The organism is Exiguobacterium sp. s36 (assembly GCF_018618345.1).
Lineage (GTDB): Bacteria > Bacillota > Bacilli > Exiguobacteriales > Exiguobacteriaceae > Exiguobacterium > Exiguobacterium chiriqhucha.
Genome location: NZ_JACSLW010000001.1, coordinates 897,609 through 912,675, shown reverse-complemented (window position 1 = coordinate 912,675; position 15,067 = coordinate 897,609). Strand labels below are relative to the sequence as shown.

Annotated in this window: 14 protein-coding genes; 5 read left to right on the top strand and 9 right to left on the bottom strand. The window is 52.6% G+C overall.

From position 1 onward, the window contains the following. Positions 1-8: 8 nt before the first annotated feature. The 3 genes from KNP95_RS04535 to KNP95_RS04525 are packed head-to-tail and all read left to right on the top strand — an operon-like array spanning position 9 to position 3,164. Entirely contained in the window at positions 9-833 is an 825-nt protein-coding gene (locus tag KNP95_RS04535; RefSeq protein WP_084592872.1) for a carbohydrate ABC transporter permease, read from the top strand. A gap of 11 nt (positions 834-844) precedes the next feature. After that, positions 845-1,495 (top strand): beta-phosphoglucomutase, encoded by a 651-nt coding sequence (gene pgmB / locus KNP95_RS04530; RefSeq protein WP_214835713.1) that lies wholly within the window; start codon positions 845-847, stop codon positions 1,493-1,495. A gap of 55 nt (positions 1,496-1,550) precedes the next feature. Continuing rightward, entirely contained in the window at positions 1,551-3,164 is a 1,614-nt protein-coding gene (locus KNP95_RS04525; RefSeq protein WP_214835712.1) for a glycoside hydrolase family 13 protein, read from the top strand. A gap of 11 nt (positions 3,165-3,175) precedes the next feature. Here KNP95_RS04525 and KNP95_RS04520 read toward each other — a convergent pair whose 3' ends face one another. The 6 genes from KNP95_RS04520 to KNP95_RS04495 form a co-directional block, all read right to left on the bottom strand. Then, positions 3,176-3,328 (bottom strand): hypothetical protein, encoded by a 153-nt coding sequence (locus tag KNP95_RS04520; protein WP_158001036.1) that lies wholly within the window; start codon positions 3,326-3,328, stop codon positions 3,176-3,178. A 49-nt stretch (positions 3,329-3,377) separates the two neighbouring features. Further along, on the bottom strand, positions 3,378-3,524 hold the full coding sequence (locus KNP95_RS04515; RefSeq protein WP_021066172.1) for a hypothetical protein: 147 nt from the start codon (positions 3,522-3,524) through the stop codon (positions 3,378-3,380). Between the two features lie 76 nt (positions 3,525-3,600). Then, the gene (locus KNP95_RS04510) at positions 3,601-4,767 is read right to left on the bottom strand and encodes a sensor histidine kinase (protein WP_251138459.1); all 1,167 of its coding nucleotides are present in this window, start codon (positions 4,765-4,767) and stop codon (positions 3,601-3,603) included. Positions 4,768-4,971: 204 nt separating this feature from the next. Beyond that, complete coding sequence (locus tag KNP95_RS04505) at positions 4,972-5,661, bottom strand: peptidoglycan DD-metalloendopeptidase family protein (protein ID WP_214835709.1); 690 nt, start codon at positions 5,659-5,661, stop codon at positions 4,972-4,974. Positions 5,662-6,088: 427 nt separating this feature from the next. Further along, entirely contained in the window at positions 6,089-6,670 is a 582-nt protein-coding gene (locus KNP95_RS04500; protein ID WP_214835706.1) for a YdhK family protein, read from the bottom strand. A 26-nt stretch (positions 6,671-6,696) separates the two neighbouring features. After that, a complete protein-coding gene (locus tag KNP95_RS04495; protein ID WP_251138458.1) occupies positions 6,697-8,196 on the bottom strand; it encodes a multicopper oxidase family protein in 1,500 nt (499 codons plus the stop codon). A 282-nt stretch (positions 8,197-8,478) separates the two neighbouring features. Between KNP95_RS04495 and KNP95_RS04490 the strand changes: the two genes are divergently transcribed. Beyond that, complete coding sequence (locus KNP95_RS04490; RefSeq protein WP_483299316.1) at positions 8,479-10,335, top strand: heavy metal translocating P-type ATPase; 1,857 nt, start codon at positions 8,479-8,481, stop codon at positions 10,333-10,335. 59 nt (positions 10,336-10,394) lie between these two features. Then, positions 10,395-11,351 (top strand): F510_1955 family glycosylhydrolase, encoded by a 957-nt coding sequence (locus KNP95_RS04485; protein WP_214835703.1) that lies wholly within the window; start codon positions 10,395-10,397, stop codon positions 11,349-11,351. A gap of 37 nt (positions 11,352-11,388) precedes the next feature. Here the strand turns inward: KNP95_RS04485 and KNP95_RS04480 are convergent, their stop codons facing one another. The 3 genes from KNP95_RS04480 to KNP95_RS04470 all read right to left on the bottom strand — a co-directional run bounded on the left by KNP95_RS04480 (position 11,389) and on the right by KNP95_RS04470 (position 14,988). Then, positions 11,389-12,783, bottom strand: coding sequence for a sensor histidine kinase (locus tag KNP95_RS04480; protein WP_214835700.1), 1,395 nt, complete (start codon positions 12,781-12,783; stop codon positions 11,389-11,391). Beyond that, positions 12,780-13,457, bottom strand: a complete 678-nt coding sequence (locus KNP95_RS04475; RefSeq protein WP_021066180.1) for a response regulator transcription factor — start codon at positions 13,455-13,457, stop codon at positions 12,780-12,782. Before KNP95_RS04475 ends, KNP95_RS04480 begins: the two co-directional genes overlap by 4 nt. A gap of 76 nt (positions 13,458-13,533) precedes the next feature. Continuing rightward, positions 13,534-14,988, bottom strand: coding sequence for a UDP-N-acetylmuramoyl-L-alanyl-D-glutamate--2,6-diaminopimelate ligase (locus tag KNP95_RS04470; RefSeq protein WP_214835696.1), 1,455 nt, complete (start codon positions 14,986-14,988; stop codon positions 13,534-13,536). Positions 14,989-15,067 lie beyond the last annotated feature (79 nt).

Here is a 15,067-nt window from a genome sequence, read left to right as displayed (position 1 = left end):
GAATGGATATGAAAAAGAAAAAATGGCCGCGTATCGTGATGTACGTCATTCTCATCTCCTACGCGCTCGTCACACTGTATCCATTCCTATGGGCAGTGCTCGCATCGTTCAAACCGTATAGTGAGATTGTGGCCGGGGGACTGACGCTATGGCCGGAAAACCCGACACTCGCCAACTTTGAACATATCTTTACGAAAGACCCACTGTTCCCGCGTTGGATCCTGAACTCGTTTCTGATTGCGACGGTCGGGACAATCGTGAACGTCATCTTCAACACGATGGCGGGTTATTCACTCGCGCGGCTTCGGTTCCCAGGACGGAACTATTTATTCCTCTTGATCCTCGCAGTCATGATGGTACCGGGACAGATTTTGCTCATCCCGAACTATTTGATTATGCGCTCGCTCGGGATTCTCGATACGTATTCCGCCTTGATTATTCCCGGGGCAATCAACTTCGCGTACATCTTCTTGATGCGACAGTTCTTCATCAACTTCCCTCGCGAAGTCGAAGAAGCGGCACAAGTCGATGGCCTCAACCGGTTTCAGACGTTTTGGCGCATCGTTTTTCCGATGGCGAAAGCTTCGGTCGCGACGCAAGCCGTCTTCGTATTCCTTGGCTTCTGGAACGAGTTCTTAAAACCGCTCCTCTACATCACGTCGCCTGAGAAATACACGCTGACGCTCGGGCTGCAGTCGTTCCAAAGTCAAAACGCAACACAGTGGAACTACATCATGGCAGCTTCGGTCGTCAGTATCATTCCAATCATCATTTTGTATATCTTGCTGAATAAGTACTTCATGCAAGGATTGCGAATCGGTGGGGACAAATAAGGAGATTGACAATGAAAGCTTTCATTTTTGATTTAGACGGTGTCATCACCGATAGTGCCGAATATCATTATTTGGCTTGGAAAGCACTCGGCGAAGACCTTGGCATCCCGTTTGACCGTGAGTTCAATGAGACGCTCAAAGGCGTTAGCCGGACCGAGTCGCTCGAACGGATCCTTCGCCTCGGAGGCCGAGAGAACGATTTTTCACTCGAAGAGAAGGAACGACTCGCCACGAAAAAGAATGAACACTATGTCTCACTCATCTCGAAGATTACGAGCGATGATATTCTGCCAGGAGTCGAGACGTTTTTAAGCGAACTAAAAGAGGCAGGCTATAAGATTGGGATGGCGTCGGCGTCAAAGAACGCTCACATGGTGACGCGCCAGCTCGGCTTGCTCCATGCGTTTGACCATATCGTCGATGCAGCAACCGTCGTGGATTCGAAACCACATCCAGAAGTGTTCTTGAAAGCGGCCGAAGCGCTAGCTGTCGAACCGAAAGATTGTGTCGGTGTCGAGGATGCCGTCGCCGGAATCACAGCGATTCATGCGGCCGGTATGTTTGCCGTCGGTATCGGCGATCCGCTTGTATTGACCGAAGCGGACATTGTCTTCACGGATACGACCGGTCTTACGCTCGATAACGTGTTAACGCGGATTTGAAAAACGAGACCTCGAGTGGTAACGCTCGAGGTATTTTTAATGAGGGGGAGATGAAATGAAGCGAACATGGTGGAAAGAGGCCGTCGTCTATCAAGTGTATTGGCGGAGCTTCTTGGATACGAACGAGGATGGCTACGGCGACTTAGAAGGGGTGCGCCGAAAGTTGCCATATATCAAAGAACTCGGGGCGGACGTCGTGTGGTTGAACCCGTTCTATGTCTCACCAGACAAAGATAACGGCTATGATATTGCCGACTACTACCGGGTCATGGACAAGGCGGGCACGATGGAAGACTTCGAGCGTTTGCTTCAGGAAGCGCACGCAATTGGGCTAAAGGTCATCCTAGACCTCGTCGTCAATCATACATCTGATCAGCATGCATGGTTTTTAGAGGCGAAAGCATCGGTCGACTCACCAAAACGAGACTACTACATCTGGCATGACCCTGTAGACGGAAAAGCACCAAACAACTGGCGCTCGTACTTTGCGCCGTCGTGCTGGGAGTATCATGCGGAGAGCGGGCAATATTATTATCACTCGTTCGCCGTCGAACAACCGGATTTGAACTGGGAGAATGCGGAGTTGCGGCATGAGATTTACAAAATGATGCGCTTCTGGCTCGATCAAGGCATCGACGGATTCCGGATGGACGTCATCAATTTGCTGGCGAAACGGAAGAATTTGTCGGATGTCGCCAACCCCTATGACTTGAGTTACTTGGCGAACAATCCTGGCATCCATGACTACCTTCAAGAGATGCACGAGCAAGTGCTGCAGCATTATGATTGCATGACGGTCGGCGAGATTCCGTTCGTGACCCCGGCCGAAGGGGCACTCTATGTTGATGAGTCGCGCCGTGAACTCGACACGTTGTTCCATTTCCAAATCGCCGACGAGATGCCGACGTGGGACATGTTGCGATTCAAGGAGATTCAACGTGATTGGTATGAAGGGTTGAGAGGACGGGGTTGGAACTCACAGTTCTTGAACAACCACGACCATACAAGGCAAGTGACGCGTTATGGCAATGACGGGGAACATCGCGTCGCCTCAGCGAAACTGCTCGCCACGCTCACGCATACGCTTCCGGGCATGCCGTACATCTATCAGGGCGAGGAGATTGGCATGACCGGTGTCACGTTTGACTCGATTGACGATTATCAAGATATCGCCATGCGAAATCGATACGCCGAAGAAGTGGCGAAGGGGCGTGAACCGAAAGAGGTATTGGCGAGCCTGCAATTACTCAGTCGGGATAATTCGCGGACGCCGATGCAGTGGAACGGTCAATCCGAAGCGGGCTTCACTAGTGGCAGTCCTTGGATGACTATCAACCCGAACTACGTCGAGTTGAACGTCGAGGCGGACTTGGCGCGTGAAGATTCCATCTTCCGCTACTATCAGCAGTTGATCCGACTGCGGAAATCGCATGAGGCGCTCATTTATGGCGACTTTACAGACTTGCTCCTACAAGACGAATCGTTGCATCTGTATGAACGGACGTTAGGAGACGAGCGGTTCATCATTATCTTGAACCATTCGGATCATCCCCACGATCTTCCGATTCAGACAGAGGGATACGAGCTCGTCCTGCAAAACCTCATCAATGACACCCATCAAATGATGCCACACGAGGCACGGATCTACATGACAAAGACCGCTCAATGAAGCGGTCTTTGTCATGTCTTCTTCGGCGAATCACTAAAAGCAAAATACAACCCGACGCCAATTGCGAGTCCAATCAAGTAGTGATCGAGCGCGATGGCAGTCGAGACACCGACGCCGAGGGCGAGCGGAAAGGCGTAGCTGCCGGTCGTTTGTTTATTGGACATGGAGCATGCCTCCTTTGTCCAATTACTACGGGCGCCGCCTCAAAAAGTTTCAAGCCTTCTTCTTCGTCCCTTGGAACGCGAAGAACATCGCGATGCCAATCCCGAGTCCGAGCCACCAGTTGTCGAACAACAGTCCGAAAATGAGAATAAAGGCGACGGCGACCGGGAGTGCCAAAAAGCCACGTTGACGTTTCATGCGAATCATCCTTTCTACGTTTCTCTTCTCGTCTGTTCCCGCTTTAAAGGTGATTCATTCAAAAAAGACGGTCTTGTCAGTCGGACGTCTCCCGTTCGGCGAGTGACGTCGCATGCGTCGAACTATTGGGATATAAGTAGATGGAGAACGTCGTGCCTTCCCCGTACACGGAGTCGGCATGGATGCCCCAGCCGTGCGCTTCGGCGATCCGTTTACAGATGCGAAGGCCGAGACCGGTCCCTTTGATCGGGCGGTGTGCATCCGAGTCGACCCGGTAATACTCATCGAACACATACGGGATGGCGTCACTCGGGATGCCGATTCCGGTGTCACGGACCGACAGGACATACGTGTCGTCTTCGGTCGTCAGCTCGACGTAGACCGTGCCGCCGTTCGGCGAATACTTGATCGCGTTCCCAATCAAGTTATGGAGCAGTTGCAACAGCTTCTCCTGATCGGCCTCGAGGGTCATGTCATCCGCAGACAAGATGACGTCATGCTGCGGTGCCGTCGCTTCATAGTGCGCGACGACGTCCTCGAGCAATGGTCGCAAGTCGAACGTCGACAACGACAAGAGCTCCACGGAATAGTTCGCGCGCTGATAATCGAGGAAGTTATCGACGAGGCGCTCGAGGCGCTCGGCCTCCCGTTTGACGAGCGTCAACATCCCATGCGTCTTTTCATCGTCGTGATGTTGATACATGAGCAGCTCTGCATAACCGTTGATGGCCGTGAGCGGGGAACGGAACTCGTGGGACAGTTCGGCCAAGAAGGTGTCTTTCTGCTCCTCGAAGCGGATCGAGTCTGTGATGTCTCGCCACATGAGGAATGCGCCGCGCGGCGTATGTGTGAAGTTCACAATGACTTGCATCGTTCGCTCGCCGATGCGGAGCGACTTCGCGTCCATGCTCGGACAACAGCCGAACCGGTTCGTCATGAGCTCCTCCCAAAACAGCGTTACATCCGTCATATTTGCACCGTTCCGCTCGAACGCTTCGTGGAAGAAGCGGGTCATATCTTCCGGACGCGAGAAACGCTGGGTGACCATCGAGGGACAGATGGCACGAAGCTGTTCATTCGAATACAGATGGTTTCGTGTGAAGTCGATATAACAGACCGCATCTTGAGCTTCTTCGACAATCGAGTGAATCGTTAACGTGTGGGGTACATGGGTCCGATTCATTCGCTTCGCCGTCGAGCGTCCATGGTACCGGCGAGCCGGATAGAATGACTTTCGAGTCATCGCGCGAACCTCCCTTCGATATAAAGCTATATATATACGTAAAGTAATATCCGACATACTCCTTTATTATACGATATTCGCCGATGATTCCCTATACCCCCCATAGACCTAGCTAGAAATGGGACACAACCGGGATAGTCGGACGGAATGCGCACGATTCTAGGAAAAAACACCTTCCTCGGATGTTAGAGGAAGGTGTTAGGATTAGAACAACGTATACGGGTTGACGCTATTCGCAGCCGTCGAGCTACTGTAGACATACTTATTTTTGTGAATCTCGAAATGGAGGTGGCTTCCGAACGAGTTGCCGGTATTGCCGACCGTTCCGATGTTCGCGCCTTTGGCGATTGTCTGTCCTTTGACGACGTTCAAGCGGTCCATGTGGGCGTAGACGCTCGTGTATGCTTGACCGTTGATTGTATGCGAAATCATGACGTGGTTGCCGTACGCACCGTAATTGCGGGCGACGATGACTTGTCCAGTTGCTGCTGCTTGGACTGGCGTGCCTTTCGCGGCCGCCAAATCAATGCCGTTATGGAATGTGTAGCCGTACTTGCCGCTCGCTGGCCCGTAGCCTTGCGTCAACGTGCCTTTCGTCGGTATGATGAAAGGGGCGCTATATTTTTTTACATATGTACTTGCGACGTATTTGGTGCTGCCGTTATAACTGATTTTTGTCCATGAACCGGTCGCGCCTAGATACTTGAATGTTTGGCCGAGTGTGGCGCTACCGACTTTTTGATAAGTCGTCGCAGGGCCGGTACGGACATTCAAAACATTCGTCGTGACTTTGACTTTATACGATGTCGAAGCCTCTACCGGTGTCGAGGCAGGAAGTGTCAAGCCGGAAACGAGAAGAGCGCCTAATGTGATCGTCATAAGTTGTTTTTTCATGGTATGGTAAATCCTTTCAATTATGTAACAATGCGACAAAACAATGATAATTACCTTACAAAAAAATTTTACCATCAAAAAATAGTTTCAAATATGTCATTTATATTTCAAAAAAGTATAATCGTTATGAAAACGATTGTGTATTTTAGAAAGTCCAGTCATATCAACGGAAATGAGACATACAACGTTTTGTTGATAAAAGAATATATGCCTAAAATTCAAAAAAACTCCGTTTTCTCGTAGTTTAGCTTTTGAAAAACAGGGTAATTTAATTTAGTTTAGCCTAAATCAAAAAGAGGTCGATGAGAATCAACCCCTTTTGTCAGTTGCTTCCTTGAAATGCTTCGTCCCATACATAAGAAAAACCGAGGCATGTGCCCCGGTTTAGCTTGCCTGTTCTTACTGAGAAAGTGTGACCACGTTTCAATTAAGGTGCTGACAATTCTTCCTCGGTGACCCATTTGTGGTTGGTCACTTCTTCACCGGATTCTAACGTGAAGTCGACCATATAGACAGTCGTCTCTTCGACAGAATCGATTGTACCAGTCGTGCCGCCCATACCGCTCATATGCTCGGCATCGACTTCCACCTCATCGCCGACTTCATACGGGTCGTTCTGTGCATCCTCAATCTCTTCATGGATGATCCATTTATGGTCTTTGACGCGCTCACCGCCATGCATCGGGTCATACGAGATACTGTAGGCGACTGTATCGTAGGTGCCGACGATGGTCGCTTCCGCGCCTTCCATGCCGGGCATATGGGCCTCGGTGATGACGGCTTTGTCCCCAACCGCGAACGTCGGGTTCTCTGCTGACTTCAAGCCATCGGGGACGTCACCAGACCCGGACATATCCATTCCGGAATGGTCGTTGCCGTCCATCGTCTCTTCCATTTGATCATTCATGTTCGTATCAGTATTCGTCGTGTCGTCTTCACCACAAGCAACGAGTAAACCGCTCAGCGAGAGTGCCATCGTCATCATGCCAAGTTTCTTATTCCATTTCATTTATATTCCCTCCAAGTTAAGTGTGATTAGTCTACTTTCAATTGTCCCATCATCCCGTTTTCCTCATGTTCGAGGATATGGCAGTGATACATGAACGTCCCTGTCTCTCGAAACGTCATTTCAATTTTTACTTTCTCGCCCGGTGCGACGGCGACCGTATCTTTCCAGCCACGTTCGTTGTCAGGCGGAGGCTTGCCGTCCCGTTCAAGTATCCGGAATTGGACGCCATGGACGTGGAACGGGTGGGTCATCCCGCCCATCATGTCTTCTCGGTTATAAATTTCCCACACCTCGGTCGAGCCTTGCCGGACGTTAATGTCAATCCGGTCAGGGTCGAACTGTTTGCCGTCAATCGTCACCATATTGCCCATCCCGAACAACGTGAGCCGGCGGTCGGCCTCGCTCGACTCGTTAGCGACAGGGGCTTCCGTGAAAGCATCCGTCCAATCACCGTCTTGCTCGGTATGGTCGCGCACCGTGAACGTCGTGAACGGAATCCGGTCAGCTTGAAGAGCGATATTGTCCCCGATCGACAAGTCGGAGAAGTCGATTAAAATCTCGACACGTTCGCTAGGTGTGAGCGTCAACGTCTCAAGCGAAACCGGTCGATCGAGCAATCCGCCGTCAGTCGCGATTTGAGTGAACGCCTCCCCGTTCGATAGGGAGAAGTCGAAATTTCGGGCGTTAGAGCCGTTGACGAGACGGACGCGTAACGTATTCGTCGTCACGTCGAACGTTGTATTGATCGCTCCGTTCGCAATCAACGTATCACCGACCGTCCCATCGACGTTCATCTGACGGTCGTAATCGAGTTGTCCGTCGTCTGTGAAGAGACGGTCTTGAACGATGAGCGGGATGTCATCGACACCGTATTCATTCGGCAACCCGGTCTCCGCTTGATCCGTCACGTACAAGAGTCCGGCCAAACCAAGGTATACTTGTTCGGCCGTCGCGCCCATCGGATGTGGGTGGAACCAGAGTGTGCCCGGTTCTTGGTCGATGTCGAGACGAACTTGTCTTTGTTCGCCCGGGGCAATCGATTGATGGGGTCCGCCGTCTTCGGCTCCCGGGATGACGAGACCGTGCCAATGGAACGAGGTCGGTTCATCGAGCTGATTGATTGTATTGATATAGACGGTCTTTCCAGCTGGCAATTCAATCATCGGTCCGAGCAAATTCCCGTTATAGCCGAGCGTCTCGGTACTGACACCTTGATTGAAAAATCGGTGCTCGCCACGTTCGGTACGAACCGTATAATAGAGCGCCTCGTCCGTGACACGGTCAGGTTGTAGCCGTTCCGGGATGGGGAGTCGTTGATTCGGTTCGTTCGACGCGACGAGCTCGACGGTACCCCCACGTCCCATCCCGCCGTTGCCATGCATCATGCCACCATCGTTTCGATCTCCCATGAATGAACCGTTGCCCATCATCCAGTTTCCAGGAGCAAACGTGAATAAAAGCAAGAACAATCCAATCACGATACTGACTATACCCATCCCGATGACCCATTTCATTACGCGGTTCATAAGGTATCATCCTTTCGGTTAAAAGCGAGAGCCTATTTAGTTATACCAACAAGTTATGAAATATTTGTTAAACGGAAAATAAGTTTTTATATACTATATAGGGGTATATGGTATACATAGGAGGTGGTCAACGTGGAACATTCACACCACGCGTCATCTCATCATGAACACGGGGAAGCGCATGACTCGCACGCCGGCGGACATGAAGGGATGATTGAAGAGTATAAGCGTCGATTTTTCGTCTCGTTAGGGCTGACGATCCCGATTCTCATCTTGTCAGATATGATTCAAGAGTGGGCCGATTTCGAACTCACGTTTCCTTATGAAAAGGAGACGCTATTCGTGTTGGCGACGATTGTGTACGTCTACGGAGGGTGGCCATTTTTGAAAGGGAGCATCGATGAATTGCGTCAACGAAATCCGGGGATGATGATGCTGATTGGACTTGCCATCAGCGTCGCGTACTTCTATAGTGTTGCCATCGTGTTCGGATATGGGCATGGACATGACTTCTTTTGGGAGTTGGCGACGTTAATCGTCATCATGTTGCTCGGGCACTGGATTGAGATGCGCTCAATCATGGGTGCGTCGAACGCGTTGCAACAGCTCGTTCGTCTATTACCGAGCGTGGCACACCGCATCAACGGGAGTGACATCGAGGACGTTCCCGTCTCGGCGCTCGCTGCTGGGGATTTGATTCTCGTCAAACCGGGCGAGCAGATTCCTGTCGACGGGGAACTGCTGAAAGGGCGGACGACGGTAGATGAGTCGATGTTGACCGGTGAATCGATGCCTGTCGAAAAAGAGACAGGGGATGTCGTCATCGCAGGATCAATCAACCAAGAAGGTAGCATGACGATTTCGACGACAAGCACGGGAGAGAGCACATACTTGGCGAAAGTCATCGACTTGGTCAAAGAAGCTCAGGAATCCAAATCGAAAACGCAAAACCTAGCCAATCGGGCCGCCAAGTTCTTGTTTTATGTCGCCGTCGGATCGGGAGTGCTGACGTTCGCCATTTGGGTCGCCCTCGGATATCCGGTCAGTATGGCCGTCGAACGAATGGTCACCGTCATGGTCATCTCATGTCCGCACGCGCTCGGTCTCGCGTCTCCGCTCGTCGTGGCGGTCTCGACAGCCCTGTCGGCGAAACGCGGACTGTTGATTCGGAATCGGACCCAATTCGAAGAGGCGCGTCATCTCGATGCGGTCATTTTCGATAAGACGGGAACGTTGACGCAAGGCGATTTCGGGGTGACGGACATTGAGGCCGCATCTGCTCATACAGAAGAGGACGTGTTACGTCTGGCCGCCGCGGTCGAGACGGCCTCGCAGCATCCGCTCGCACGAGGCATTCTTCGGGAAGCGGAAGCACGCAAATTGACGTTGCCTGAAGTCGTCGATTTCGCTTCAATCACGGGGGTTGGATTAGAAGGACAGGTAGAGGGAGGTCACGTTCAAGTCGTCAGCCCCCGCTATATTCGGAAGCATGAGCTCTCAATTGACGAAACGGCGTTCGACCAGTTATCAGCCGCCGGGAAGACCGTCGTCTTCACGATTCGAGACGGAGACTTGGTCGGTATGATCGCCTTGGCGGACATGGTTCGCGATGAAGCGAAAGAGACGGTCCGAGCGTTGAAAGACCGGGGCGTCCGTTCGATCATGCTCACTGGTGACAACCGAAAAGTGGCCGACTGGGTGGCGTCGCAACTTCATATCGAGGAAGTGTACGCCGAAGTGTTGCCGGATGATAAATCACGGCAAGTGCAAACCGTCCAAGCCGATGGCAGCAAAGTGGCGATGGTCGGGGACGGCATTAATGATGCACCGGCTTTGGCCCAAGCGGACGTCGGCATTGCCATCGGGAGCGGCACCGACGTCGCCGTCGAAACGGCCGATATCGTTCTCGTCCGGAGCAACCCGAAAGACGTGCTGTCGATTCTCGACTTGTCTCGCAACACATACAACAAGATGATTCAGAATCTGTGGTGGGCCGCCGGCTATAACATCGTCGCCATCCCGCTCGCGGCCGGTGTGTTGGCCCCAATCGGCATCATCTTGTCACCGGCCGTCGGTGCCGTGCTCATGAGTCTCAGTACCGTCATCGTCGCGCTCAATGCCCGGACGCTCAAGCTTTAACAATTCTTTCATCTTTGGTCTCTATAATGAGGAGGATGCTAAAGATGGAGGGAACTATTATGAAACGAAAGCTATTCGTACCGATGTTTTTGACGACTGTATTTCTTGCCTCGTGTGGGGGTGCGACACCAGCGAGCGAGTCGAAGGAACCGGTCACGGAAGAAAAAGAGACGTCGACGGAACAGGTGCCGGACCGCTGGACAGCGACAAAAACAGGCATCGTGGTCTCGCATATCCACGGTGCCGGCTTTTGGCCAGACGGGCGTCCGGTCATCGCGACGCATACGGGACTGATGGAATTCAGAGAAGACGGCTGGTACGAATTGTCGTCGAACCGTCACGACTATATGGGCTTCGAGCTCGTCAAAGACGGATTCTATGCGAGCGGTCACCCGGCACAGGATTCGCCGTATAAAAATCCGCTCGGTGTCGTCCGCGGGACCGATAAAGGGGAGACGCTCGAGATTCGTTCGCTAGAGGGCGAGGCCGATTTTCACTACATGAGTGCGGGCTTTGAATCCGAGAGCCTTTACGTGTATTTAGAAACGGCGACAAGTGAACTCGAACCAGATTTTTATCGGTCGCTCGACGGTGGTAAGTCGTTTGAGCCGATGAAGATGGATGGGATCGAAGGTCGAGGCATCGCCGGCATCACAGCCGATGCGAGCGAACCGAAACGCGTCTTCGTCTATGGCCCGGACGGCATCCTCGTCTCAGACGACGGGGGAGACACGTTCGAGGCGTTCAACAATCAAGGAAATATCGTCACGATGGCCGCAGCAAAGGGGCAACTGGCGTATATCGCTAAAACAGGTGCCTCGTTCGATCTTGTGGTCTCGGATTTGACCGACGAGACGGAGACGACCGTTGAGCTGCCCTCGCTGAACGCGGACAGCGTCCCGATCGAACTGGTCAGCCAAAACGGGCGATTTTTGCTAGCGACATCGGATAACAGTGTGTACGTCTTTGAAGACGAGGAATGGACGCAACTGTTGCAAGCAGGGAAAGTGAAATGAAAAAAATCCGGCACCTGAGCTCAGGTGCCGGATTTTTTTAGTGGAGCGGAAGCGTGATGGTGAACATCGTCCCAGATGAATCAGAGGCGACGGTCAACGTACCATCATGCAACCGGATGATTTGATGGGCGATGGCAAGTCCGAGTCCACTGCCACCCGTACGACGGGAGCGTGATTTTTCGACCCGGTACAGGCGATCGAAGATGTAAGGCAGATCTTCTTGAGGGATACCTTTCCCATCGTCTTGAATCGTGAAGTGGAGTGCTTCATCCGTAAGTTGCATATCGAATCGGACGTGGTGTGCCTCGCTATGTTGAATTGCGTTGTGGGCGATGGAGCGGAACACTTGTAAGATGCGATGTCGATCTAACTGCAAGACGACGTCCTTGGAGGAACAGTCGGTGCTGCTAGCAAACGCGATCGGTGTCACTCGGAACATCGTGGAGAGCACGCGTTGCAAATCGTCGCAGAGCGCACCGACGGCCACGGGTTCGCGATGCAACGTGAACGTGTTCTCGTCCAACTGGGCGAGCTGGAACGCGTTCTCGACGAGCTCGGTCAACGCTTGGCTCTCTTCGAGAATCGTCTGAATCGACTGTTCTTTTAACGACTCTGGCGTCTGCGGTTTGGATGCGATTTCGGCATATCCTTGCAGATACGTGAGCGGCGTTTTAATCTCGTGGGCAAGGTCGGACAAGAACTGATTTCGTTCTTTCCGGAGACGAGCCAGTTCAAGCGACATCGCTTCAATTGAGCGGGCCAACTCGCCGATCTCATCCTCTCGGGACGTCGGCAGGGTCAACGTCTCGGGATTCGTCAACACATCCTCGGTCGCTCGGCGCAACAGCTGAATCGGATTTGAAATCAACCGGCTCAGCAAGACGAACGTCATGATGGTGATGACGAGGGCGATGCCGGTGATATAAAGAAACCGGAGCTGGAGCCGATGGCTGATGCCATGAATAATCTCGGTCGGTAGAAACATATACACATACCCGTAGCGGGTGTCGCCTTCCATCGCATCAATCGGGGTCCGTACCGCGAGATACGGTTCGTTCTCCCAATCGTCTTCGAGGATGGTCGTCACATCGGCATCCCCTCGCTCTGCTTCAGTTTGGACGAGCACCGAGAGCGGGTCGGGGAAGCGGTTGGATGTCTGTAGAATCGAGTGGTCGGGAGCGGTGATGGCGACTTTCGTATCGGTCTCGCTCTCCATCGTCGCGACGTGGCCAATCGTCTCTTCATCAAAACTCATCGCCAGTACGCTCGCATGGCTTTCCGCTCTCGATTCGAGCCGGTCGATTTCTTCGACAACACGTTCACCTAGGAGCGTATGGTAGAGCAATAAGAACAAGACGCCTTCAATCAATAACGTCGTCAATAAAAAGATCAGGCTGATTCGGAACGGGAGGCTATTACGTCGGAATGTCATGAGTCCGACCGCTCCTCGGTCCAGCGATATCCGCGTCCCCACACCGTCTTCAAATAATCGTCAATCGGGAAGCCGGCCTCACCGAGTTTGTCGCGAATCATGCGGATATGGGCATCGACCGTGCGCGGGTCCGATTCGGATGAGTAGGGCCACACCAAGTCGTATAAATCCATCCGGTTGTATAGCCGGTTCGGATGTTGCAAGAACAGTTTCAAGATGGCCGTCGCTTTCGGCGTCATGACGACTTCTTGTTCTCGATAGAGGATCCGTCCGCTCGCTTCCTCATAGCGCAGCTGTCCGTAGTTCACATTGGTGACACGGCTCCGTCGCAACACCGCACGAATCCGGGCCAGGAGCACATTTCCTTCGAACGGCTTCGTGACATAATCGTCGGCACCTGCGTCTAACCCACGGATTGTGGTCTCACTGTCCGAGCGGGCCGTCAACAAGACGACGGGCAGTTCGGCATCGAGCGCCTTGATTTGGCGGCACAACGTGATCCCATCGACGCCGGGCATCATGATGTCGAGCATCACCAAGTCCGGACGTTCGGAAATCCGTTCCATCGCTTCTCGTCCGTCAGCGGCCTCGATACAGGTGTAGCCGTCGCCTTCTAAGAATAAGCGGAGCAACCGTCTCATTTTCATTTCGTCATCGACAATCAAAATTTTCATATGTGGTCCTCCTATGATTCTGAGCCGTCTCGTCTACGTAACGGTTTCGAGAGAAGGGGAACGTTCTCCTTGTCCCTCAGGGCAGTTCGGGCGATTGAAGAAAGCATCGGACGAGTGCGGGTTCGTCGAACGGCACGGCCTCGTCTCCGATGCGCTCGACGCGGTCATGCCCTTTCCCGAATAAGACACCACAGTCGTAGTCGTCCATCCGTTCGCAGAAGAACCGGATGGCTGCTTCGCGTTCGTCGAAACGTGCAAGCTCGGCAGATTGTTCGGTCGCCAAATCGTCAAGGATTTGTTGCGGATCTTCGTGACGTGGGTCATGGACCGTCAAAATCATAACTGCGCCTGAAGCAACGACGACCTCTGTCATGATGTTTCGCTTCATTCGGTCACGTTCGCCGGCAGCACTGAGCAGCACGAGTACACGAGGGTAGCGGTTCGTCAATGCCGTCACGACTTGTTTGATGGCGTCCGGCGTATGTCCATAGTCGATATAGACCGATTGTTCGATTCCGGTCACTCGTTCGAGGCGTCCGCTCGGCAACGTCAACTTCTTAACATGAGGAAGGACCTCTGCCAACGGAACCCCGGTTTGCAGGACAATGCTGATGGCGCACAACGTGTTATCGAGGTTATAGTCCTCATAGAATGGGAGGGGAGATTGGACCGCTTCGTCACCCAATTCGAGCATGAACTGCTCGTCTTTTCGATGCCCGACCAAGTCCGCGGCAGTCGACTGACGGCTGAACAAAAACGAGTTGGCGGCGGACGGTGCCATCGACAACATGAGCGTGTGATGCGGATCATCTTCATTGACGATCCCACATCCAGACTCCGTCAACTGTGCAAACAACTGGGCTTTCGTGTAGGCGTACGTTACCATCGTCCCATGATAGTCCAAGTGATCGTGGGACAGGTTGAGGAATGAAGTCGTCTCGAACTCCAAGCCGGCAATCCGTGCCTCCGCGATGGCCTGAGACGAGACTTCCATCAGACAGTCGGTGACACCTGACTCGACCATGGCGTGAAGGTGGCGATTGATGGTCAACGGGTCAGGCGTCGTGTTCGGTGTCTCAAACGTCTTCCCGGCGTACGTGATGCCGAGTGTGCCGATGAGTCCGGCTGACATGCCGACGTGATCAAACAATTGATGGGCGAGCGCCGTCGTCGTCGTTTTTCCGTTCGTCCCGGTGACGCCATGCAGACGAAGTCGCGTCGAGGGATGGTCATAAAACGCACTGGCGAGTTCGGCGAGGGCATGTTTCGTATCTTTACAATAGATGACAGGTACCTGGGCCTCAATCGGACGTTCGGCGACGATGGCGACCGCCCCGTTATGAATCGCCTCGTTCACGTAGTCATGGCCATCATGGCGATAGCCTGAGATACAAACAAATAAAAAATTTTGTTTAATTTCTTTTGAGGAGAAGGAAATGCCCTCAATCATCGTTTCGGCAGGGTTGTCTAAATATGTCCATGTCACGAGCTGTTTCAGCTCTGTCAACAGGTCTTGCAAGGTTTTCAACACTTCGAATTTCTCCTTTGTCGGCAAAGTCCATTTTGACAGTATAGCCCTTGTTTGTGAAAAAGAAGTGAAATGAGAGGAG